A 22,606-nucleotide genomic window follows, 5' to 3' on the forward strand; every position below is an offset into this window, starting at 1 on the left:
GTCACCCGTCGCGCTAGGAGCGTGTGTCCAAGGAGTTGAGCTACACTTATGACGATCGTCCCTGTGATCCTTTCCGGAGGATCCGGCACCCGGCTGTGGCCGATGTCCCGGCCGGAGATGCCAAAGCAGCTGCTGGCGCTGACCGCCGAGGAGACCATGCTGCAGCTGACCGCCAGCCGCACGCATGGCGAGGCATTCGCCGCGCCGATCGTCGTCGCCAATGCGCGGCACGCCGATCACATCGACGAACAGCTTGCCGCGATCGGTGCCGCTCCCCAGGCGGTGATCCTGGAGCCGGTCGCGCGCAACACCGCGCCGGCGATCGCGCTGGCCGCATTGGCGGCCGGTACCGAAGACGCGTTGCTGGTCATGCCGTCGGATCACGTCATCGCCAATGTCGCGGCCTTCCATGCCGCGATCGACGCGGCGATGCCGCTGGTTGCCGATGGCTGGCTGGTGACCTTCGGCATCGCGCCGGACGCGCCCGAGACCGGCTATGGCTGGATCAAGATCGGCGAGCCGCTGGTGGACGGCGTCCACCGCGTCGCGCGGTTCGTCGAGAAGCCGATCCGCGCGCGCGCCGAAGAGATGTTGGCGGCGGGCGACCACGCCTGGAACGGCGGCATCTTCCTGTTCCGCGCCGACATCTTTCTTGGCGAACTGGCGGCGCATGCGCCGGCGATGCTGACCGCGACGCAGGACGCGATGCGACTGGCCCGGCGCGAGGGAACGCGCATCCATCCCGATGCGGACGCCTTTGCCGCATCGCCGTCCGATTCGATCGACTATGCAGTGATGGAGCGCGCCGAGCGGGTCGCAGTGGTGCCCGTCGACATGGGCTGGAACGACGTCGGCAGCTGGGACGCGTTGCACGCGATCAGCGACCTAGACAGTGACGGCAATGCCCACCGCGGCGAGGTGCTGGCGATCGACACGCGCGGTTGCCTGATCCGGTCCGATGGTATCCGCATCGCAGCGGTCGGCATCAGCGACCTGATCGTGGTGGCGAGCGGCAATGACGTATTGATCCTGCCGCGCGGGCGCAGTCAGGAGATCAAGCAGTTGATCGAGGCGATGAAGAGCGGAGGAAAAGGGAGCGATCAGTAACTGATCGTCCAAGCCCACAGGCCCGCCAGCCCGGCCGCGCCGATCAGCAGCTGGCGGGGTCGCAGCGTCGCGAAATAGGCCGGCGCATTGCCGGCCAGCGCCGCCCGGCGATCGAGCAGGGCGGCCAGTACATAGCCGATCACCAGCGGCAATAACGCCATCGAAGGGCGTCCGATCACCAGCGCCAGCCCGGCGAGGGTGAAATAGGTGATGCATGTGGCGATCTCGACCGGCTTGGACGCGCGCGGATAACCGAATCCGAAACCGCGCCGCACGCCCGCCAGAAAGGCAAGGATCAGCGCGCCCCAAATGATGCCGAGCTGTACCGCCCAGAACGGCCAAGGCTGCGGCAGCAGCCACGCGCCCGCACCGGCCGCGACCAGCGGCAGCATCGGGCCGTAGCCAAGGATCATCCCGTCGGCGGGAACGTCGGGGCGGGTCGCATCGTGGTTCATCGCAGGGAAACGGGCAGAGCGGCGGCCGGTTGCAGGCGGCGACCGATCGTCGCGTCAGTCCATAGCGCGCAAGACCTGCCTGACCTGTGCGGCCGGCGCTTCCGGCGGGATCGAGACGACGACGCCGTCCGGCAGCGTGACGACGATACAATCCGCAGGATGTACCGCCTTGCGGTCGTGCGGTGCAGCGCCCGCCTTGACCGGAGCGGCGGCAGTCTGCGGAGCGGCTGCGCTCGCCAATGCCGCCACCGGTGCGGCGGCGGTGGCCGCACCCGCGATCGGCCTTGGATACATCCGCTCGATGAAATCATAGTCGCTGCGATCGATGTCCAAGCCGCCGAGGATGGGCTTGCCGTTCGTCGTCAGGCTGCCGGGAATCTGGTAGCACATGATCGACAGCGCATCGGGCCTGGGCGTCCCCATCAGCGATCGCTCCTCGAGCGGTGTCAGCAGCTGGGCGCGGGTCTGCGCTTCGGACCAGCCCTCCGTTTCCAGATAATAGCGAAACACCTCTTTCTCATCGAGCAACGCGATCAGCTCGCCGCGCATATGTTCGTGCGGACAACCCAGCGTATGACCGGTTTCGTGGCGGACGACCCGGCACAATTCCTCCTCGCTCGTCGCAGCTGAAAAACCGTCGAGGTTCATGGTCGGCTGGCCTGCCGGGATCAGCAGCACGTCGGTGCCGATATACGACCAATGGCCACCGCCCGGCGCGGTGGCGATCCGCACCTGCGCGTTCGCCGCTGCCTTGTCCGTCGGGTAGAAGACGATGTTGGCCGGCGTCGCGCCGGAACGCGGGTCGTTCGCCCAGGCGTTCATGTGTCGCAGCACCTTGGCGTGGAAGTCGGGATCGTCATTGTCGAGGAAGCCCACCGACAGCGAGACCCCGCGCGCACCCCAGTATTTCGAGGTGAGGATGGCGATCTGACTGCTGGTGAGGGGGGTGCCGTCCGGCGTGGTGACCAGCGGTGACACCAAGGGGTGGTTGGTAGGGTTGATCGCCGAGGCATTCTCCCCCGCCCTGATCGAGAGGTGGCGGTCCAGCCGTTTCGGCGTGCAGGCGATCGGCGGCACGTCAATCTTATCGGTCATGATAGATGTCCTGCGTCTTCGAGGGATCGGTAGCCGCGGCGAACCGGGCGATGCGGCGACCATCGACGCAGGCGACGATGCCGGCGCTGGTCCAGTACAGCTCGATCGTCGTCGCCGCCCAGCCCGCACGGCGACGAATTCGCCGCCGCCGCCGAGCGAACCAGCCCGACAGGAGCGACCGCGATTCGACCGCCGCGCCCCGCGGCGGCCGCAGTATGGTAGCCCATAGCGCGTCGCCCTCCGGCACCTGTCGCGCCAGCATGGGAATGGCCAGGCGCAACCGGATGAGGCGACCGGACGCGGCAGGCGGCGCGGTCGCTGCGGCGATCATCCCGCCGGCGATTTCGCCCAGGCTGATCATTCGTCGTCGTCCAGCCATGCCGGCTTGCGGGCGAAACCGACATGATAGGAGACGAGCTGGAAGACGTGGCTGCCATTCGCATCCATGTGGATGCAGGGCGTCTGTTCGACTGCGATCACCTTGCCACGCGGCAGTTCGTGCAGGCAGCGATTGAGCATCGCCATCGTTTCCTGCACGTCCTGCGTCGTCACCCGTCCGTCGGCGCCACCGACGGCGATCCGCTTGACGAAGGTGATGTCGGACAGCTTCACGGCCTGGCGCTGCCCGTCAGGCCTTGCTGAGGACGTAGTGGCTGCCGTCGTGGAGATCGACCGTGCCGGCCGCCTGCAGCGGGGCGGATGCCGCGGTCGGCGCAGCGCTGCGCGCCGGATCGCCGGAAATCGTCGCGGCAGCGCGCGGCGCGGCCTGGGCGGCCGGCGCGGTCTTGGCGTCGGTGATCGTCTTGGGCGCGATGGCGGTGTTCATCATGTCCAGCACGCGCGCCAGCCCCTCGGGCATGCCGGTATCCACCGCCCGGACCTGGACGTGATATTTCGCCGACTGATCGGTTTGACGCGTGTTTTCTTTATGCGTAGCGACCGATCCCTCGACATGAACCTTGAGGCTGAACGGCCCCCAGCCGACGCTGGCGTCCGCCGCGAACGACCCCTTCTTGTCTTCGGTTTCGCTCGATCGTTCGCTGTTCTTCACCTCCATGTCGAAGGTGATGTCGACCGTCTCGATGCCCAGCGACGGGATCTTGACGATGGCGAGCAGCGGCACGTCGAGTTCCACCGTCTCATGCGGCAGGTTGCCGTTGGTATCGGCAATCCCGCCCGCCTTTGGCCGGTTGAACTTGAACGCGACATTGCGGGTGTCGAACGTATCGGGACTGAAGACGATCGTATCATTCGTGTCCGACGGTTTGTCCCGCGGCACGAAGCCGACGTGCTGGATGAACTGCGCGGTCGCATTGGCGAGACGGACCTGCGCGTCGCACGCCGCCATCAATGGGCCGCCGATCAGGTCGCCCATCGGCAGGCCGCGGAACTGGTCACCCATGTTGATAGGCATCGTTCAATCTCCTTGTCTGGGGCTGGATCGGTCGGACGGGATTGCGTCCGGCGAGATACCGGGCGTGGTCAGCTTGTTCAGTTGGGTCAGCAGCCGCAGCAACGCCTCGCTCGGCGGCGCCGACCGGACGCGGATCGACAGGCGGGCGGTCGGGCCGGCGGGGTCGGTACGATTGCCGACGCCGACGCTGAGCGAGCGCTTCGGATCGCCGCTGCCGACCGGCGCCGATGCCGCGGCCGGCGCATTCGCCGCCTGCGGCAGCGGGCGATCCAGCGAGGGAATGGCGGGAACGTCGATCGGCGCGCCGCCGTCGCGGACGGTCAGCGGATCGGCGGGTGCGTGCAGATCCTCCAGACCGCCCAGTTCGACATCGAGGTCGATGCGCATCGATTCGATCGCCAGCAGCCGGCTTTCGACCAGCGACAGCAGCGGCACGCTCATGTCTTCGTGGTCGGGAACGGCGCCCGGGGCGCGGGGCATGCGGATGTGGAGGCCATAGGGGCGGCCGTCCTTGTCGAAGCGGCGACGCACCAGGGCGAGGAAGGCGTTTTCGACCATCCCCTGCGCCTCGACGATCGCCGAGGCGACGGAGCCGACGAGGTCGTGAAGGCCGATCTTTCCCGTCATTCCGCCCGCTCCCGTGATTGACGGGACCATGACCGAACGCGGCGGACAGGGTTAATCGAGATACAACCAAAACGGTCGGTTACAGCGGTCGATATGTCCGCTCCGGCGTCAGCACGGGCTTGCGAGATGGGGGATGCCGCCGATGGGTGTGGCGCGCGCGCCCTCGGATACGACGAAGGCCGGAGGATCGCTCCCCCGGCCTTGCGTTTTTCGGTGACGGACAGCGGCGGAGCCGCTGTCTGGACGTCAGACGTGTCTGGCGGCGCGGCCGCCAGCACGCTGGCCGCTTCCGATCTTGTGTCCGGGGCTGGTTCCCCTGCCCCGGTCCAACATCAGAAGTCCATGCCGCCCATGCCGCCCATGCCGCCGCCGCCGGGCATGGCCGGAGCCTTGTCCTCGGGCAGTTCGGACACGGTCGCTTCCGTGGTGATCAGCAGGCCGGCCACCGAAGCGGCGTTCTGCAGCGCGGTGCGGACGACCTTGGTCGGGTCGATCACGCCGGCGGTCACCAGGTTCTCGTACGTGTCGGTCGACGCGTTGAAGCCGAACGAGGTGTCCGACTGGTCGAGCAGCTTGCCCGACACGACGGCGCCGTCATGACCGGCGTTCTGCGCGATCTGGCGGACCAGTGCGGTCAGCGACTTGCGGACGATGTCCACGCCGCGGGTCTGGTCGTCGTTGACGCCGGTGACGCCCTCGAGAGCCTTGGTCGCGTACAGCAGCGCGGTACCGCCACCGGGGACGATGCCCTCTTCAACGGCTGCGCGGGTCGCGTGCAGCGCGTCGTCGACGCGATCCTTGCGCTCCTTCACCTCGACCTCGGTCGAACCACCGACCTTGATCACGGCAACGCCGCCGGCGAGCTTGGCGAGACGCTCCTGGAGCTTCTCGCGGTCGTAGTCGCTGGTGGTGTTCTCGATCTGCGCACGGATCGCCTCGGTGCGGCCCTTGATCGAATCGGCTTCACCCGCACCGTCGATGATGGTGGTGTTGTCCTTGTCGATCGTGACGCGCTTGGCAGTGCCGAGCATGCCGACGGTGACGTTCTCGAGCTTGATGCCGAGGTCTTCCGAGATCATCTCGCCCTTGGTCAGGATCGCGATGTCTTCCAGCATCGCCTTGCGACGATCGCCGAAGCCCGGTGCCTTGACCGCTGCGACCTTCAGGCCGCCGCGCAGCTTGTTGACGACGAGCGTGGCCAGAGCCTCGCCCTCGATGTCCTCGGCGATAATCAGGAGCGGACGGCCCGACTGGACGACGGCTTCCAGGATCGGGAGCATCGCCTGCAGGTTCGACAGCTTCTTCTCGTGGATCAGGATGTACGGATCGGCGAGCTCGACCGTCATCTTCTCCGGGTTGGTGATGAAGTACGGCGACAGATAGCCACGGTCGAACTGCATGCCCTCGACGACGTCGAGCTCGAAATCGAGACCCTTCGCTTCCTCGACGGTGATCACGCCTTCCTTGCCGACCTTCTCCATCGCTTCCGCAATCTTCTCGCCGACTTCACGGTCGCCGTTGGCCGAGATGATGCCGACCTGAGCGACTTCCGCCGAACCCGAGACGGGCTTCGAGCGCGCCTTGATGTCCTCGACGACCTTGGTGACGGCGATGTCGATGCCGCGCTTCAGGTCCATCGGGTTCATGCCGGCCGCGACCGACTTCATGCCCTCGCGGACGATCGCCTGGGCGAGGACGGTCGCGGTGGTCGTGCCGTCGCCGGCGATGTCGTTGGTCTTCGAGGCCACTTCGCGCACCATCTGCGCGCCCATGTTCTCGAACTTGTCCTTCAGCTCGATCTCCTTGGCAACGGTGACGCCGTCCTTGGTGATGCGAGGTGCGCCGAAGCTCTTGTCGATCACGACGTTGCGGCCCTTCGGCCCCAGCGTGACCTTGACCGCATCGGCGAGGATGTCGACGCCGCGGAGGATGCGCTCACGCGCGTCGCGGCCGAATTTTACGTCCTTGGCTGCCATGGTGGCTACCCTTTCGAAAAGTGGAAGTTGTGGAAGTTGACACTACGTCCGGGTCGAAATCGCCCCCGGACGGCAGGATCAGCCGACGATCCCGAGGATGTCGGATTCCTTCATGATGAGCAGGTCGTCGCCATCGACCTTGACCTCGGTGCCCGACCACTTGCCGAACAGGATCTTGTCGCCGGCCTTGACGTCGAGCGGGGTGATCGTGCCGTTCTCGGCGCGAGTGCCGGTGCCGACGGCGACGACTTCGCCCTCCTGCGGCTTTTCCTTGGCGGTGTCCGGGATGATGATCCCGCCAGCCGTCTTTTCCTCGGCCTCGACGCGCTTCACGAGGACGCGGTCATGCAACGGACGAAAAGTCATTGCGAAGTCCCTCTTTCAACCAGTGTTACAGATTTCTGGCACTCACAATATGCGAGTGCCAACGCCGGGGATATGTGGCGGAGACCACAGGACGTCAAGAACGATCCGGTAAAAATGCGGTCGTCCGACGGTGGCGCACTGTCGATTGTCATTCCGGTCAATCTCGCGGAATTATCCAGATCGTTCGATCGAACAGGTAACGCAGGGTGATCTCGGAGGGGTCATAACGTACGCGCGCCATCAGCACCGCACACGTAGCCCTATCGAGAGAGGGAACCTGCGAACTGACGACGATGCGACATTCCGTCGCCTTGCCACCGGCGTCGATGACAACCAACGCTTTGACCACACCTTGTTGGTCGTGGCGGAGCGCGTCGTTCGGATAATCGCTTGCCTTGAACCACCGCGTAAGCGGCAGGGGATCGTCAATCATCGCATCAGCGTTCGCGCCCCAGGACGCGAGCAATGCGCCACCGCACTGCTTGGCTGCCGCCACCGCCTTATCGATGCCCTTTACCGGAACCACGATCGGATCACCGCTCGTAATACCATCGATCGACACCGCCTGTGCAGACAGCAGATGGTCCCATGCTTCACGATTAAACGAAATTCGGACGGCCGCATGGCCCGACGCACTCGCGAGGTCCGACGCAACCACTTGGAATGCCTCCTGCCCTGGTGACATGTGAACGACGACTGGTTTATTGCCAGGCCGCGTCATGCCCTCGGGAAGAAGCAAGACAAAATCTCCCATTCCGGTGACGGGATTGGTATCGATGGCGAGCGTGGCAGACTTCGCCTGGACGTCGAACGAGCGCGTGATGACACATTGGTTGGCGTCATAATTAACGCCCCACCTGGATTCGGTACGAATGGCAGTCGTCGGCGATGCGACCTGAAGCGATAACGCGATCAAACCCAGGACCACATTCCCCCCCTCCGGACATCGTCAAAAACGAACCTAGTTCATTGCTGATGTCAAGCAAGCCCTTCCGTCTTACAAACCTAACACGGCCCGTTGCATGGCACCCCCGCCTCCTCTACCGCACACCGTAACTAAGAGGAGCAAGGCGTGAAGCTGGTTCGGGGCGCATGGAAGCTGCTGGTGGCGATCAAGGACGGGCTGGTCCTGGTCGCGATGCTGCTGTTCTTCGGTCTGCTGTTCGCAGCGCTCAATGCGCGGCCGGGGTCGAAGGCGATCCCGACGGGTGCGCTGGTGCTCGACCTCAAGGGCACGATCGTCGAGCAGCCCGAGGAGCAGGCGCCGTTCGCAGCCCTGTCGGGCCGGTCGATGCCGCGCCAGTATCGCGCCCGCGACGTGCTGCGCGCGATCGACGAGGCCCGTACCGACGACCGGGTGAAGGCGCTGGTGCTCGACCTCGACAGCTTCGCTGGCGGCTATCCGGCGACGCTGAACGAGATCGCGGAGGCGATCCGCCGCTTCCGCGATACGAAGAAGCCGGTGCTGGCCTATGCCACCGCCTATACCGATGCCGGCTATCGGCTGGCGGCGAATGCCAGCGAGATCTGGGTCAATCCGCTGGGTGGTACGCTGTTCACCGGGCCGGGTGGCAACCAGCTGTATTACAAGGGCCTCATCGACAAGCTGGGCGTCACCACCCACGTCTATCGCGTCGGCAAGTTCAAGAGCTTCGTCGAGCCCTACACCCGCGCCGACCAGAGCCCCGAGGCGCGCGAGGCGAGCCGGCAGCTGCTGGGATCGCTGTTCGGCCAGTGGCAGGAGGCGATCGCCAAGGCGCGGCCGAAGGCGCAGGTCGGGCCGTTCCTCACCCAGCCCGACCGGCTGATCCTGGCCGCGAACGGCGACATCGCCAAGGCCAACCTGGCGGCGGGCATCGTCGACAAGCTGGGCGACCGCACCGCCTTCGGCACGCGCGTCGCCGCGCTGGTCGGCAGCGACGCGCGCAAGCCGGCGGGCAATTTCACCCGGATCAGCTATGACAGCTGGGTCGGCGCGCATCCGCTGTCGAAAGCGGGCGATGCGATCGGCGTGGTGACGATCGCGGGCAACATCGTCGACGGCGAGGGCGGGCCGGGCAGCGCGCATGGCGACACGATCGCCAAGCTGGTGCTGAACGGGCTCGCCACCAAGAACCTGAAGGCGCTGGTGGTGCGTGTCGATTCGCCGGGCGGATCGGTGCTGGCGTCCGAGCGCATCCGGCTGGCGATCCTGGAGGCGAAGAAGAAGGGGCTGCCGATCGTCGTGTCGATGGGCGGCCTTGCGGCGTCGGGCGGCTATTGGGTGTCGACGCCGGGCGACGTGATCTTCGCCGAACCGGCGACGATCACCGGGTCGATCGGCATCTTCGGCATCATCCCGACCTTTGAAAAGACGCTCGCCAAGATCGGCGTCACCGCCGACGGCGTGAAGGCGACGCCGCTGTCGGGGCAACCCGACGTGTTCGCCGGCACCACGCCGCAGCTCGACACGATCCTGCAGGCGGGCATCGAGAACGGCTATCGCCAGTTCCTGGCCCGCGTCGCGCAGTCGCGCGGGATGACGCCGGAGCGGGTCGACCAGATCGCGCAGGGCCGCGTGTGGGACGGCGGCACCGCGCGGCAGCTGAAGCTGGTCGACCGGTTCGGCAGCATGCAGGACGCCATCGTCGAGGCGGCGAAGCGCGCGAAGCTCGACCCAGCCAAGGTGCATGCCGAATATCTGGAGAAGGAACCGGGGTTCGCGGCACAGCTGGCGGCGGGCTTCGCGGGCAAGGACGACGATGACGACGCGGCGGGCAGCGACGTGTTCGCGCGCATCGCCGCGGAACGCCGCGGACTGCTGGCGCAGGCGCTGGGCGACGTGCAGCGCCTGGCGATGGCGGGATCGGTGCAGGCGCGCTGCCTGGAATGCGGCGGCCTGGGGCCGAGCGACACGGCGGGATCGGATGCGCGGCTGCTGGACCTGATCCTGGCGCGCGTCGGCCTGTAGCATGATCGCGCTGCGCCCCGCGACGTCCGAGGACGCGGCGGCGATCGCGGCGATCTATGCGCCGCACGTCCTGGCCGGTACCGTATCGTTCGAGACCGAGGCGCCGGATACGCGGGCGATCGCCAAGCGGATGGCGGCATCGGGCGGGCTGTACCCGTGGATCGTGGCGACGTACCGCGAGGGCACGGGCGGCGATGCGGCCGGCGGCGTGCTCGGCTATGCCTATGCGACGCGCTTTTCGGAGCGGGAGGCGTATCGCTGGGTGGTCGAGACGAGCATCTACGTCGCCGACGTCGCGCAACGACAGGGGGTCGGGCGGCTGCTGTACGAGGCGCTGGTGGATACGCTGCGCGCGCAGGGCTTCGCGCAGGCGATCGGCCGGATCGCGCTGCCCAACAGCAGTTCGATCACGTTGCACGAATCGGTCGGATTCCGCCGCGCGGGCGTGTTCCGCGGCGTCGGGTACAAGCACGGCCAGTGGATCGACGTCGGGTACTGGCAGTGCGAGCTGGCCGAACCGGCGGTGCCGCCGGCCGAGCCGCAGCGGTTTGCCGATGTGGGGGTGGTGCGGGGGTGAGGTCGGCGGTGAACGCTATGCGATCGCGGATCGAAGGGGGGCGATCATGTCTTTGCTGCTGACGCTCATCGCGGCAACGACGCCGCTTTCACCGGAAACGCCGCTCGATTGCGCGCAGGTCGATCGCGCCGTCACGCTGTCGCAACAGGAACGCGTTCCTGCACCGCGAACCGCCACCGACGTACAACTCGTCGCGCACCATTCGCTATGCGGCGGTTGGGACATCATCGACGTGTGGCGGTCATGGAACGCCACGCCGCGGCTCTGGTACGCGCGACGCAAGACCATGAACTCGCGTGGCCATCTGACCGTCACCCTTCTCGATGAGGAAAGCTGCCCGGCGATCGTCCCGGTCCTGACGGCATTGAACGAAATCACGTTGCGCGTGTCGGTAATCACTCCGCCATGGCGCCCAGGCGTCACACCGCCGCCACCGCCCCCGATGGCCGACGGCACCCAGTATACCCTTCGGGTCCTGATCGCGGGTCAGTCCGACTATTCCCGAGCAAGCATTACCGTATCGGTTGACGATGGGGCGATAGCGAACTGGGCGGACACCGGGCTGCGTCAGCTGGCATCCTGCTGGCGCCCCTGATCCCGCGCGCGATAGGCCGGTAGCGCGAGGTGGAAACGGATCGCGATGGCGCGGAGCGTGAAGCCCGCCGCGGCGGCGATGATCGCGGCGACCAGGCGTTTGGTGCCGCCCTCGACCAGCACGACATAGGAGGCGGAGGACAGCGCCGCCGCGGTCACGTACAATTCCGGTCGCATCAGGATCGACGGTTCGCCCGCCAGCACGTCGCGGATAATGCCGCCGACGCAGGCGGTGACGACGCCCATCAGCGCCGCGGGCAGCGGCGGCACACCATAGCCGATCGCCTTCGCCGCGCCATAGACCGCATAGGCGGCGAGGCCGACCGCATCGAACCAGGCAAGCGCACCGTCGCGCCACCAGCGTTCCGGGGTGACCCAGATCACCGCCGCCATCGCCAGGCAGACCGTCGCGGCGCGGGGATCGTGAACCCAGAACACCGGCGCGCCGATCAGCAGATCGCGCACCGTGCCGCCGCCGACGCCGGTAATGAGTGCGAAGAAGGCCAGCGTCACCGCGGTCTGGCCGCGCTTCGCCGCCGCCAGCGCGCCCGATGCGGCGAACACGCCAAGGCCCGCGACGTCGAACCACGGCGCGAAGGCGGGCAGCAGGGATGCAGTGGCGGGCAACGGCGGCAACATCAGCCGCGCCTAGAACATCCGCCCCGCAAAATGAACCGCGCGATCAGAAGCGGCGCCCGACCACCAGATTGACCATGGGGTTCACCGGATTGCCGCCGGCCCGTTCGGCGCGGTTGCGACGCGCCATGTCGTTGGCATCGGTATAGGCGCTACCCTTCATCGCGCCGATTTCCAGGCCGATGGTGGTGCCGTCCTCCGCCATGCCGGTATAGCCCATCGTCAACGCCGGCGTCCGCTTCAGCCCGATCTTGCCGCCCGGCACGTTCAGCTGGCGGGGGACGACCATCAGCCCGCGGTTGGTCGCCTGTTCGCCGGCGCGGGTGTCGTACAGGCGGGTGCCGGCGGACAGGTGGAAGCCGCTGTCGCCGACGGGATAGAATTCGACCATCGAACTGGCGACGCGCTGGTGCAGCCGGTCGCGCGGCCCCTCACCCGCGTTGCCCACCGCGACCCGCAGGCGAAGGTTGCCGCCGAGCCGGGCGGTGTTCTGGACGATGGTTCCGGGAATCAGGCGCTGCATCAGGGGATTGCGGGCAAGCGGCTGTGGATCGGCGGTCGACGGCATGTTCGGCACCGACTGGGCTGCGGCGGGAACGGCGACCGACAGCACCGCGCAACCGGCGACCATGGTCGATACCATCCCCAATCCCGTTCGACGCATGCGCTCTCTCCAAAGCCCATAGCGGCACGATGTGCCACGGCCCTCCCCTGAGCCGGACACGACCCTAGCATCCATTCATCCCACGTACAGGTAGTAAATGTCCGGCCCGGCCGTATCACGCCGGGACGACGCATTCGGCCGGCGAACCGAAGCCGTGCCGGCCGCGGCTGGTCAAGCGGCGGCGCAGGCGGTAAGGCGCGCGCTTTCCCCATTCAGACGCGAGTATCCCATGGGTTTCCGCTGCGGCATCGTGGGCCTGCCCAACGTCGGCAAGTCCACCCTCTTCAACGCCCTGACCGAGACGGCGGCGGCGCAGGCGGCCAATTACCCGTTCTGCACGATCGAGCCGAACGTCGGCAACGTCGCGGTCCCCGATCCGCGCCTGTACGCGCTGGCCGCGATCGCCGGATCGGCCAAGATCATCGAGACGCAGCTCGCCTTCGTCGACATCGCCGGACTGGTCCGTGGCGCATCGAAGGGCGAGGGCCTGGGCAACCAGTTCCTCGGCAACATCCGCGAGGTCGATGCGATCGTCCACGTGCTGCGCTGCTTCACCGATGGCGACGTCACCCACGTCGAGGGCAAGGTCGACCCGATCGCCGATGCCGAGACGGTGGAAACCGAGCTGATGCTGTCCGACCTGGAAAGCCTCGAAAAGCGCGTGCCGAACCTCGTCAAGAAGGGCCAGCAGGGCGACAAGGAGGCCAAGATCGGCGCGGCCGTGCTCGGCCAGGCGCTGGAATTACTGCGCGAGGGCAAGCCGGCGCGGCTGACGGTCCCCAAGGATGCCGAGGAGGCGCGCGTTTTCGCCGCGGCGCAGCTCATCACCGCCAAGCCGGTGCTGTACGTCTGCAACGTCGACGAGGGCGATGCCGCGAACGGCAATGCGCTGTCCGCCAGGGTGTTCGAAAAGGCGAAGGCGGAGGGTGCCGAGGCGGTCGTCGTCTCCGCCGCGATCGAGGCGGAGATCGCGACGATGGCGCCCGAGGATCGCGGCGAGTTCCTGGCCGAACTGGGGCTTGAGGAAACCGGCCTCGCCCGGGTCATCACCGCCGGATACAAGCTGCTCCACCTGCTGACGTTCTTTACCGTAGGCCCGAAGGAGGCGCGCGCCTGGACCGTCCACGCCGGCGCCAGGGCCCCGAATGCGGCGGGCGAGATCCACACCGATTTCGAACGCGGCTTCATCCGTGCCGAGACGATCGCCTATGACGATTACATCGCGTGCAAGGGCGAGGCCGGCGCACGCGAAACGGGCAAGCTGCGCGCCGAGGGCAAGGACTATGTCGTCCACGACGGCGACGTGATGCTGTTCCGCTTCAACGTGTGACACGCGGCCGGACGGCGCGAACGCCACCTGGCTACTATAGGTCCGTCACCCCGGATTCGTTCCGGGGTCCACCCTGCCGCGAGGAAATCGCCGGAGGCATCAACCCCTCGCCTCGCCGCGGAGTAGACCCCGGAACGGGTCCGGGGTGACGGGGTTTGCGGTAACGTCTGGTTGCATCCCGCCGCCGGCCTGTGTGAGCCCGGTTCCGGATAAGGCGCCGGATGGCGTGAACGCCACCCCAGTCACCATGGCCCCGTCACCCCGGACCCGTTCCGGGGTCCACCCTGCCGCGAGGAAATGCTGGAGGCACCGCCCCCTCGCCTCGCCGCGGAGTAGACCCCGGAACGGGTCCGGGGTGACGAGGTTTGCGGTAACGTCTGGTCACATCCCGCCGCCGGCCTGTGAGAGCCCGGTTCCGGATAAGGCGGCCGGATGGCGTGAACGCCACCCCAGTCACCATGGCCCCGTCGCCCCGGACTCGTTCCGGGGTCCATCGTGCCGCAAGGGAACCGCCGGAGCCACCACCCCCCTCGCCTCGCCGCGGAGTAGACCCCGGAACGGGTCCGGGGTGACGAGGTTTGCGGTAACGTCTGGTCGCATCCCGCCGCCGGCTTGTGGCAGCACCCCTGTCCCGCGTAAGGCGATATCGCCTTCCACGTCCGGGACGATCGCCTCGTGAGACTGATTCCCCTCGCCGTTCTTGCCGCATCGCTCGGTGCCTGCGCGCTGCCCTACACGCCGCCGGCGCTGTCACCGGTAACGCAGCCGGCCCCGCAGAATGCGGGTGCAACGCTGCCCCCCGCCCCGATGCCGCGCACCAACGGCGCCCCGGTCACGATCCTCGTCTCGATCGACGGCTTCCGGCCCGCTTATTTGCAACGGGGCGTGACGCCGAACCTCAACGCGCTGGCGGCGGGCGGGGTTTCCGCATCGATGCGGCCGTCCTTCCCCTCCGTCACCTTCCCCAATCACTGGACGCTGGTGACCGGCAAGGTCCCGGATCACCACGGCGTCGTCGGCAACAAGATGGAAGACCCGGCCCGCCCCGGCGAAACCTTTACCATGGCGAGCGACGACCCCTTCTGGTGGAACGCCGCCGAGCCGATCTGGGTGACCGCGGAAAAGGCGGGGGTGCGGACCGCGACGATGTTCTGGCCGGGCGCCAACGTCGGCTGGGGCGGGACGATCATCCCCAACAGCCATGGCGCGATCGCCAACGCGACCCGGCCCGAGGACTGGCAGCAGTTCAACCAGGCGGTGACCGGTGCACAACGCGTCGATGCGGTGATCGACTGGATGCGCCGCCCGGCGGCGATGCGCCCGCGATTCGTGACGCTGTATTTCGATACGGTCGACAGCGCCGGCCACGCCAACGGGCCGCAGGCACCCGCGACGACGCAGGCGGTGGCGGACGTCGACGTACAGATCGGCCGGCTGGTGCAGGGGCTGCGCGACCTCGACCAGCCCGCCAATCTGGTGATCGTCGCCGATCACGGCATGGCGGCGACCGACAGCGCCCGGACCATCGCACTCGACCAGGTGGCGAATGCGGCGGACTATCGGCCGTTCGAATTCGGCCCCTATGCGACGCTGTTCCCGGTCACCGGCCACGAAGCGGCGCTGGAAGCCGCGCTGTTCAAACCACACGCACACATGACCTGCTGGCGCAAGGGCGCGGTGCCGGCGCGCTTCCGCTACGGCACCAACCCGCGCATTCCGCCGTACGTCTGCCTGGCCGAACCCGGCTGGCTGATCCTGAAGAGCGCGGCGACCGATGCCTTTCACGGCGGCGCGCACGGTTACGACAATCGCGCACCCGACATGGCAGCGCTGTTCATCGCCAACGGCCCGGCGTTCGTCGGCGGCAAGCGGATCGTCAGCTTCGACAATACCGACATCAACCCGCTGCTGCGCGACCTGATCGGCCTGCCCGCCGCGCCGGGGCTGGACGGCGACGATGCACCGTTTAGGCAGGTGCTGAAACGATAGGAGAGCGGGCGTGCAGTATTTCGAGGATATCGAGGTCGGCTCGAAGGCCAGCTTTGGCGACTATGCGGTGACCCGGGACGAAGTGGTCGCCTTTGCCGAGAAATACGATCCGCAGCCGTTCCACCTGTCCGACGAGGCCGCCGCGCAGACGCATTTCGGCCGGCTGTCGGCGAGCGGCTGGCATACCTGCGCGATGACGATGGCGATGCTGGTGGCGCATCTCAAGGCGAATGCGCAGGCCGGGCTCGGATCGCCGGGAATCGACGAGCTGCGCTGGCTGACGCCGGTCTATCCCGGCGACCGGCTACGCTGCGAGAGCGAGGTGCTGGAAAAGCGGCGGTCCGCCAGCCGGCCCGAGATGGGGATCTTCAAGAGCCGGATGGCGGTGTTCAACCAGCACGACGTGATGGTGATGACGTTCGTGTCGAACGGGCTCGTCGCGACGCGCGAGCAATAGGCTCGAATCGACTGCACCTGTAAATTATCGGCCGCGCCGGTTCATTCGAAGGTGCAGGGAGCAGGTAGAAGCGGGTTCACGCGGAGGCGCGGAGGCGCGGAGGACCGTTTGCGGCGCAGCCATTCGAACCCCATGAGGGATGTGAAATTGACGGTGCTCGCCGGAACCGTAACTCCGAACGAAAGCCTCCGCGCCTCCGTGCCACCGCGTGAACCCCCTTACTTCCCAGCGCCTCCGTGCCACCGCATGAAGCCGGCACCTGTCACGCCGGCCTTCGCCACGCAGCTTGCGGATGAGCGCGACCCATCCGGGAATCAGCGGCGACCGCCCTCGCCACCGCGCTGGGCGCCACCGCGATTGCCGCCCCAGCCACGATTGCCACCCCAGCTCCGGTTACCGCCCCAGCTGCGCTGACCGCCGCCGGGGTTTGCCTGTGGTGTCACCGTCGGCGGCGAACCGCCGGGCTGGCCGGAGAAGCCCTGTCGATTGCCGCGCCAATTACCGCGATCACCCCTGTTGCCATCGCCGCGATAGCCGGGCGTCCGATCGCCGCGGTTGCCGTCGCCATTATATCCCGGGGTCCGGTCGCCGCGGTTGCGGTCGCCGCGATAGCCGGGCCGGCCATCGCCGCGCCACTGGCCGTCGCCGCGGTTGCCCTGCCATTGGCCGCGATCGCGGTTGAAGCCGTTCCAGTCGTTGCGGAAGTTGCGATCACCGCGCCAGCCGTTGCGGCGTCCTTCCCAATAGCGACGCTGGCCGTCGTTCCAGCGATAGGGCCGGCGATACTGATCGTAGACGTAGATGCCGGTGCCGGGATAATAATAATCGCCGTACCAGCCGAAGTAGCTCGATCCGGCGCCATAGCCGTAGCCGCCGCCGTAATAGGGATCGGCATAGCCGTATCCATCGCCATAATAGCCGCCGTTGCCGTAACCGACCGCGACGCCGCTGTAACCGTAGCCGTCGGTACAGGCGGCGGTGCCTAGCCCGGCACCGAGAATGACACCCAACAGGGCGATACGCTTGAGGAACATGGATGCTCTCCCGTCATCGAGGGGCGCGAGCATGAGGCAAATACGCGCCGATCGTCGTATAACGAGGGCGGATCATCGCAGGTTCCGGCTGAACGGTTAATGACCAGCGAAGCGGATCAGCGAATCGACGCGCACGCCGCCCGCACGCAGCGCATCCGCGCCGCCGAGATCGGGCAGGTCGACGACGAACTGCACCTGGTCGACCGTCGCGCCGGCCTTGCGAAGCAGGCGGATGGCGGCGCGGGCGGTGCCGCCGGTGGCGATCAGGTCGTCGACCAGCAGGACGCGCTGGCCGGGGACCAGCGCATCCTCGTGCATGGCGATGCGATCCTGCCCGTATTCGAGCGCGTAATCCTCGGCGATGGTCGCACCGGGCAACTTGCCGTCCTTGCGGATCAGCAGCACCCCGGCGTTCAGCGGCACCGCCAGCGCGGCGGCGAACAGGAATCCGCGCGCCTCGATCCCGGCGACCAGATCGACCTTGCCGATGGTGGCGCGCACCATCCGGTCGATCGTCGTCGCATAACCGGCGGGATCGAGCAGCAGCGTGGTGATGTCGCGAAACTGGATGCCGGGCTTTGGAAAGTCCGGGATCGTGCGGATCAGCGCCTTGAGGTCGTCGTTCATGGCCGGTGCTGTGCGGTGGTGGCGGCAGGAGGTCAACCATCGTGGTCGAGGTGTCGGCGCCCGGCGATCAGCCCGCCACCTTTCGCCCGCAACCCCGCCACGCCGATTGCCCGCCGATCCTGTGGACGCCGGAAACCGCAGACGTGCACGGCGAGCGGATCGCGCAATCATGCCTCCACCCGATCATAAGTCCGGACGTCCGTCAGGATGACGGGACGGGTGTAGAGAGGACAAAAAAACGACGGCCGGAGCTTCCCCCAGCCGCCGCTTCCGACGATCGATCCGTCGCCGTCAGTCGATCAATGCTTCACGTCGCGCCAGACGTTCTGATAGGCGCCCCATGCCAGGAAGCAGAAGACCAGCAGGAAGATCGCCACCGCAAGACCGGCCGCATGGCGGGTGTTGAGGTTGGGTTCCGCGGTCCAGGTCAGGAACGCCGACACGTCGCGCGCCATCTGGTCGACGGTCGCCTTGGTCCCATCCGAATAGGTCACCTGCCCCGTCGAGGTCAGCGGCGGCGGCATCGCGATGTTGAGGTTCGCGAAATAGGGGTTGTAGTGCAGGCCCGTGGGCGTCTTGGCGCCGGGGAATTCCTTCAGCAACGCCGCAGGCTGCGCGCGATAGCCGGTCAGCAGCGCGTGGATGTAGTTGGAACCGTCGTGGCGCGCCTTGGCCATCAGCGACAGGTCGGGCGGCAGCGCGTTGTTGTTGGCGGCGCGGGCGGCGACCTCGTTGGCGAACGGCGACGGGAAGTGGTCGGACGCGACGTTCTTGCGCGTCGCGGCCTCACCCGTCTCCGGGTTGATGCTCGGCTGTTCGATCACCCACTGGTTGGCGATCGCCTTCACCTCGGGTTCGGTATAGCCGATCTTGGCGAGATCGCGGAACGCCACGTACTTCAGGCTGTGGCAGGCCGAGCAGACCTCCTTGTACACCTGAAAGCCGCGCTGCAGCTGCTGGTTGTCATACTTTCCGAAGAAGCCGTTCGACGCCAGCCCGATATCCTCGGGATGCAGGTGGAAGACGTGCTCGGCGCTTTCCGCCGCCGGCTCCTCGATCGCGGTCTTGGCAGTGCCGAAGAGCGCGATCGCGAGCACGAAGACGAACGCCGCGCCGATGAGGGATGCGATGATGCGAGGCATGATGGTCTGTTGTCCCCCAGTCGGTTCAGGCGTGCGCCGCGGGCGTCGTCAGCAGCTGCGCCGCCGACTGCGTCGGGCTGGTGCCGCCCTGCTTCGCGAGCACCGCTTCCGTGATCGAATTCGGCAGCGGGCGCGGCCGCTCCGAGCGGGCGACCCACGGCAGGATGATCAGGAAGTGCGCGAAATAATAGGCCGAGGCGATCTGCCCCAGGATGACGTTGCGCGCGTTGGCTTCCGCCCCGCCGACATAGGCGAGCACGACGACGTCGAGCAACAGCACGCCCAGGAAGATGCGATACTTCGGACGGTAGTTCGCCGAACGCACCGGCGACGTGTCCAGCCACGGCAGGAAGAACAGCAGCAGGATCGAGCCGAACATCGCCAGCACGCCCCACAGCTTGGCCGGCAGGATGAAGTTGGCGGTGAAGCTCTTGAGGATCGCGTAGAACGGCAGGAAATACCATTCCGGCACGATGTGCGCGGGCGTCGAGAGCGGGTTCGCCTCGATATAATTGTCCGGGTGGCCGAGCAGGTTCGGGCTGAAGAAGATCAGCAGCGCGAAGATCAGCATGAACACGCCGACGCCGACGCCGTCCTTGGCGGTGTAATAGGGATGGAACGGCACCGTGTCCTGTTCGCCCTTCACCTCGACCCCGGTCGGGTTGTTCGAACCCGGAATGTGCAGCGCCCAGATGTGCAGGATGATGACGCCGGCGATCACGAACGGCAGCAGATAGTGCAGCGAGAAGAAGCGATTGAGCGTCGCATTGTCCGGCGCGAAACCGCCGAGCAACCAGACGCGGACGGTGTCGCCGACCAGCGGGATCGCCGAGAAGAAGCCGGTGATGACCTGCGCGCCCCAGAAGCTCATTTGCCCCCATGGCAGCACATAGCCCATGAACGCGGTCGCCATCATCAGCAGGAAGATGACGACGCCGAGCAGCCACACCATCTCGCGCGGGGCCTTGTACGACCCGTAATAGAGGCCGCGGCCGATATGGATGTAGACGACGGCGAGGAACATCGAGGCGCCGTTGGCGTGCGCGTAGCGCAGGAACCAGCCCGCATTGACGTCGCGCATGATGCTTTCGACCGAGCCGAAGGCGACGCCCGAATTCGCGGCGAAATGCATCGCCAGCACGATGCCGGTGACGATCTGGATCGCCAGTGCGGCGCCGGCGAGGACGCCGAAGTTCCAGAAATAGTTGAGGTTGCGCGGCACGGGATAGCCCGCGCCGACGGCGTTGTAGACGAGGCGCGGCAGCGGCAGCTTCTCGTCCAGCCACCGCATCAGCGGCTGCTTCGGCTCATAATGCTTGGCCCAGGGAAAGCTCATGGTCTTCTACTCTCCCTTAGCCGACCGTGACGACGGTGTCGGAATTGAACGCATAATCGGGAACGACGAGGTTCTTGGGCGCCGGTCCCTGGCGGATGCGCGCCGCGGTATCGTAGGCCGACCCGTGGCACGGGCAGAAATACCCGCCGAACGGCCCCTTGTTCTCGCCCTCGCCCGCGCCGAGCGGCACGCAGCCGAGATGGGTGCAGACGCCGAGCGTGATGAGCCAGTTTTCCTTGCCGGGCTTGGTCCGCTCGGCGAGGGTCTGGGGATCGCGCAGGCTGCCGACGTCAACCTTGTTCGCCTCGGCGATTTCCGCGGGCGTCAGGTTGCGCACGAACAGCGGCTGCTTGCGGAACTGCGACTTGATCGCCTGTCCCGGCTGGATCTTGGAAAGGTCGATCTCGGTCGTCGACTGCGCGAGCACGTCGGCCGAGGGGTTCATCTGGTTGATGAGCGGCAGCACGATCGCCAGCACGCCGACACCGGCAAAGGACACGGCGGCGATATTGATGAAATCGCGGCGGCGGGGGTCGTGGACTTCCTCGTGGAACGGCTCCGGCGATTCACCGGGAGGAACCATGCTGTCAGTCGCCATTCGTCTCTGCCCTAACCTTTATTATCGCGGAGGAACGCCTCACCGCCGTGAGGAGTCGGGATTTCAGCGCCCACCGAGCCCTACCATCCCCACGGCGGGCTGCTGGCCTGATAGACGGCACGCCCGCGCTTTGCCAACAGCATTTTACCGCGACCGCGGCGAGCGTTAGGAACGACGGCATGACGACCGCCCTGCGCATCGCGCTGTACCAACCCGATATCGCCGGCAATGTCGGCGCCGTGATGCGCACCTGCGCCTGCCTGGGGATCGCCCTCGACCTGATCGAGCCGATGGGCTTCCAGTGGGACGACAAGCGCGTCGCGCGGGCGGCGATGGACTATATCGACCACGTCGCACTGACCCGCCACGTCGACTGGGACGCCTTTGCGAAGCAGGCGCAGGGCCGGCTGGTGCTGCTGACCACGCGAGGGGCGACGCCGTTGCACGAGTTCGCCTTTCGCCCGGACGACGTGCTGCTGTTCGGACGCGAGAGCGCGGGTGTGCCCGACTCGGTGCATGCGCGCGCCGACGCGCGCGTGGTGATCCCGATGGCGGCGGGGCTGCGATCGATGAACCTGTCGGTGTCGGCGGGGATCGTCGCGGCGGAGGCGTTGCGTCAGACGGGCGGCTGGCCCTGATTTTGACTTGGAGGCGCGGAGGCGCGGAGAAGGCGTGGGCGGCGAAGTCTTTCGAACCTTGTGCACGAGCAGATCGGCGGTGTCCGCGGATGTCGTTGCCCGGAACGAAACCCCTCCGCGCCTCCGTGCCTCCGAGTGAACCCCTTGTTTCTTCGCGTCTGCGCGCCTTCGCGCGACCACCAATCTCAAACCGCCCGGATCGCGGCGAGCACATGGTTCAGAAGCCCGGTTTCGTCGTGGCGGATGTTATGCCCGCCCGGCATGCCGATGATGTGCGCACCCGGCACGTGCAGCAGCGGACACAGGCTGTCGTCCTCCTCGACGCCATAGATGCAGGTAAGCGGTGCCCAGGTCAGCGTATTGGCGGTGGTGGCCGCAACGTTGTCCGGCGTGCCGTGATACGACCAGCCGGTCGGGTCGGCGCGGAAGAACACCGAATCGCCCGGCAGGACCAGCACGATCGCCGCCACGTGGCGGCGCAGATCGGCGGGCAGGTTCGCCAGCCCCGTCTGCACGATGTCCGCGCCATAGGATTGCCCCATCACCACGATCCGCGATCGGCCTGTGCGGGCCAGGGCGGTGCGGACGACATCGGCCATGAAGGCGTCCACCTCCGCCCGGGTCCGCCGCCGCCGGAAGACGACGGGCGAGGCGATGCCGACCACCGGCAGGTGATGCGCGGTCAACCCGCGCGAGGTCGACGCGCCGAGCAGGAAGCGCAGCCCCATGTCGCCGGAAACGTTGACGACCGCGATATCCGCCGCCGGTGGCACCGCCGGATAGACGTGGACGGGGTCCCTGTCGAAATAGCCGGCGGCGGCGACGAAGGTGCACACGAAGGCGGAACTGACCGCCGCGACGCGCAGGCCACGGAAAAGCGATCGGCGAAACGGGGATCGACGAAATGGGGATCGGCGCGAAAGACGGCTCATCCACCGCGACTTGCCAGCGATGCGGGTGCGAGGCCAGCGTCATGCTCGACTTCGGGCGGCGC

Annotated in this window: 25 protein-coding genes; 8 read left to right on the forward strand and 17 right to left on the reverse strand. The window is 67.0% G+C overall.

The window, feature by feature from the left end:
- Window positions 1–102 precede the first annotated feature (102 nt).
- Entirely contained in the window at window positions 103–1,107 is a 1,005-nt protein-coding gene (locus GTH33_RS01815; protein WP_243848199.1) for a mannose-1-phosphate guanylyltransferase, read from the forward strand.
- On the opposite strand, the gene GTH33_RS01820 is transcribed toward GTH33_RS01815, so the two are convergent.
- From GTH33_RS01820 to GTH33_RS01860, 9 genes are all read right to left on the reverse strand, one after another.
- The gene (locus GTH33_RS01820; RefSeq protein ID WP_163956834.1) at window positions 1,101–1,562 is read right to left on the reverse strand and encodes a DUF3429 domain-containing protein; all 462 of its coding nucleotides are present in this window, start codon (window positions 1,560–1,562) and stop codon (window positions 1,101–1,103) included. The genes GTH33_RS01815 and GTH33_RS01820 overlap by 7 nt on opposite strands.
- A 54-nt stretch (window positions 1,563–1,616) precedes the next feature.
- Window positions 1,617–2,657, reverse strand: a complete 1,041-nt coding sequence (locus tag GTH33_RS17980) for a zinc metalloprotease (RefSeq protein WP_163956835.1) — start codon at window positions 2,655–2,657, stop codon at window positions 1,617–1,619.
- Entirely contained in the window at window positions 2,647–3,018 is a 372-nt protein-coding gene (locus tag GTH33_RS01830; protein ID WP_163956836.1) for a hypothetical protein, read from the reverse strand. Before GTH33_RS01830 ends, GTH33_RS17980 begins: the two co-directional genes overlap by 11 nt.
- Window positions 3,015–3,269 (reverse strand): hypothetical protein, encoded by a 255-nt coding sequence (locus GTH33_RS01835; protein WP_163956837.1) that lies wholly within the window; start codon window positions 3,267–3,269, stop codon window positions 3,015–3,017. The genes GTH33_RS01830 and GTH33_RS01835 overlap by 4 nt, the downstream gene beginning before the upstream one ends.
- 16 nt (window positions 3,270–3,285) lie before the next feature.
- Entirely contained in the window at window positions 3,286–4,071 is a 786-nt protein-coding gene (locus GTH33_RS01840; protein WP_208403905.1) for a DUF2589 domain-containing protein, read from the reverse strand.
- 3 nt (window positions 4,072–4,074) lie between these two features.
- Window positions 4,075–4,698 carry a DUF2589 domain-containing protein gene (locus tag GTH33_RS01845; protein WP_163956838.1) on the reverse strand — a complete coding sequence of 208 codons (624 nt, stop codon included), beginning with the start codon at window positions 4,696–4,698 and terminating at the stop codon, window positions 4,075–4,077.
- Window positions 4,699–5,030: 332 nt separating this feature from the next.
- The gene (gene groL / locus GTH33_RS01850; protein ID WP_163956839.1) at window positions 5,031–6,674 is read right to left on the reverse strand and encodes a chaperonin GroEL; all 1,644 of its coding nucleotides are present in this window, start codon (window positions 6,672–6,674) and stop codon (window positions 5,031–5,033) included.
- 78 nt (window positions 6,675–6,752) lie between these two features.
- Entirely contained in the window at window positions 6,753–7,040 is a 288-nt protein-coding gene (groES, locus tag GTH33_RS01855; protein WP_163956840.1) for a co-chaperone GroES, read from the reverse strand.
- A gap of 157 nt (window positions 7,041–7,197) precedes the next feature.
- Window positions 7,198–7,968 carry a TonB family protein gene (locus tag GTH33_RS01860; protein WP_163956841.1) on the reverse strand — a complete coding sequence of 257 codons (771 nt, stop codon included), beginning with the start codon at window positions 7,966–7,968 and terminating at the stop codon, window positions 7,198–7,200.
- Between the two features lie 144 nt (window positions 7,969–8,112).
- Between GTH33_RS01860 and sppA the strand changes: the two genes are divergently transcribed.
- Genes sppA through GTH33_RS01875 form a run of 3 tightly spaced genes read left to right on the forward strand, consistent with a single transcriptional unit; the run spans window position 8,113 to window position 11,162 of the window.
- Window positions 8,113–9,990 (forward strand): signal peptide peptidase SppA, encoded by a 1,878-nt coding sequence (gene sppA / locus GTH33_RS01865; protein ID WP_163956842.1) that lies wholly within the window; start codon window positions 8,113–8,115, stop codon window positions 9,988–9,990.
- A gap of 1 nt (window position 9,991) precedes the next feature.
- Window positions 9,992–10,567, forward strand: coding sequence for a GNAT family N-acetyltransferase (locus tag GTH33_RS01870; protein WP_163956843.1), 576 nt, complete (start codon window positions 9,992–9,994; stop codon window positions 10,565–10,567).
- Window positions 10,568–10,613: 46 nt separating this feature from the next.
- Window positions 10,614–11,162: a hypothetical protein gene (locus tag GTH33_RS01875; protein ID WP_163956844.1), complete on the forward strand. Its 549-nt coding sequence runs from the start codon at window positions 10,614–10,616 to the stop codon at window positions 11,160–11,162.
- On the opposite strand, the gene GTH33_RS01880 is transcribed toward GTH33_RS01875, so the two are convergent.
- Both GTH33_RS01880 and GTH33_RS01885 read right to left on the reverse strand, forming a co-directional pair.
- Window positions 11,135–11,800, reverse strand: coding sequence for a trimeric intracellular cation channel family protein (locus tag GTH33_RS01880; RefSeq protein WP_163956845.1), 666 nt, complete (start codon window positions 11,798–11,800; stop codon window positions 11,135–11,137). The genes GTH33_RS01875 and GTH33_RS01880 overlap by 28 nt on opposite strands.
- 43 nt (window positions 11,801–11,843) lie before the next feature.
- The gene (locus GTH33_RS01885) at window positions 11,844–12,440 is read right to left on the reverse strand and encodes a hypothetical protein (protein WP_243848157.1); all 597 of its coding nucleotides are present in this window, start codon (window positions 12,438–12,440) and stop codon (window positions 11,844–11,846) included.
- A 250-nt stretch (window positions 12,441–12,690) separates the two neighbouring features.
- On the opposite strand from GTH33_RS01885, the gene ychF reads away from it, so the two are divergent.
- From ychF to GTH33_RS01900, 3 genes are all read left to right on the forward strand, one after another.
- Window positions 12,691–13,791 carry a redox-regulated ATPase YchF gene (gene ychF, locus GTH33_RS01890; protein ID WP_163956847.1) on the forward strand — a complete coding sequence of 367 codons (1,101 nt, stop codon included), beginning with the start codon at window positions 12,691–12,693 and terminating at the stop codon, window positions 13,789–13,791.
- 675 nt (window positions 13,792–14,466) lie between these two features.
- Window positions 14,467–15,780, forward strand: coding sequence for an alkaline phosphatase family protein (locus GTH33_RS01895; protein WP_163956848.1), 1,314 nt, complete (start codon window positions 14,467–14,469; stop codon window positions 15,778–15,780).
- A 10-nt stretch (window positions 15,781–15,790) separates the two neighbouring features.
- Window positions 15,791–16,237 carry a MaoC family dehydratase gene (locus tag GTH33_RS01900; RefSeq protein WP_163956849.1) on the forward strand — a complete coding sequence of 149 codons (447 nt, stop codon included), beginning with the start codon at window positions 15,791–15,793 and terminating at the stop codon, window positions 16,235–16,237.
- Between the two features lie 314 nt (window positions 16,238–16,551).
- On the opposite strand, the gene GTH33_RS01905 is transcribed toward GTH33_RS01900, so the two are convergent.
- The 5 genes from GTH33_RS01905 to petA form a co-directional block, all read right to left on the reverse strand.
- On the reverse strand, window positions 16,552–17,271 hold the full coding sequence (locus GTH33_RS01905; RefSeq protein ID WP_163956850.1) for a hypothetical protein: 720 nt from the start codon (window positions 17,269–17,271) through the stop codon (window positions 16,552–16,554).
- 96 nt (window positions 17,272–17,367) lie between these two features.
- Window positions 17,368–17,898, reverse strand: a complete 531-nt coding sequence (locus GTH33_RS01910; RefSeq protein ID WP_163956851.1) for an adenine phosphoribosyltransferase — start codon at window positions 17,896–17,898, stop codon at window positions 17,368–17,370.
- A 299-nt stretch (window positions 17,899–18,197) separates the two neighbouring features.
- Window positions 18,198–19,040, reverse strand: coding sequence for a cytochrome c1 (locus tag GTH33_RS01915; protein ID WP_163956852.1), 843 nt, complete (start codon window positions 19,038–19,040; stop codon window positions 18,198–18,200).
- Between the two features lie 25 nt (window positions 19,041–19,065).
- Window positions 19,066–20,376 (reverse strand): cytochrome b, encoded by a 1,311-nt coding sequence (locus tag GTH33_RS01920; RefSeq protein WP_163956853.1) that lies wholly within the window; start codon window positions 20,374–20,376, stop codon window positions 19,066–19,068.
- A 16-nt stretch (window positions 20,377–20,392) separates the two neighbouring features.
- On the reverse strand, window positions 20,393–20,959 hold the full coding sequence (petA, locus tag GTH33_RS01925) for a ubiquinol-cytochrome c reductase iron-sulfur subunit (RefSeq protein WP_163959531.1): 567 nt from the start codon (window positions 20,957–20,959) through the stop codon (window positions 20,393–20,395).
- 194 nt (window positions 20,960–21,153) lie between these two features.
- On the opposite strand from petA, the gene GTH33_RS01930 reads away from it, so the two are divergent.
- Window positions 21,154–21,612, forward strand: coding sequence for a tRNA (cytidine(34)-2'-O)-methyltransferase (locus GTH33_RS01930; RefSeq protein WP_163956854.1), 459 nt, complete (start codon window positions 21,154–21,156; stop codon window positions 21,610–21,612).
- A gap of 185 nt (window positions 21,613–21,797) precedes the next feature.
- Here GTH33_RS01930 and GTH33_RS01935 read toward each other — a convergent pair whose 3' ends face one another.
- Window positions 21,798–22,448 (reverse strand): AcvB/VirJ family lysyl-phosphatidylglycerol hydrolase, encoded by a 651-nt coding sequence (locus GTH33_RS01935; RefSeq protein ID WP_249054950.1) that lies wholly within the window; start codon window positions 22,446–22,448, stop codon window positions 21,798–21,800.
- Window positions 22,449–22,606: the final 158 nt, after the last annotated feature.

The sequence above is a fragment of the Sphingomonas insulae genome, assembly GCF_010450875.1.
Lineage (GTDB): Bacteria > Pseudomonadota > Alphaproteobacteria > Sphingomonadales > Sphingomonadaceae > Sphingomonas > Sphingomonas insulae.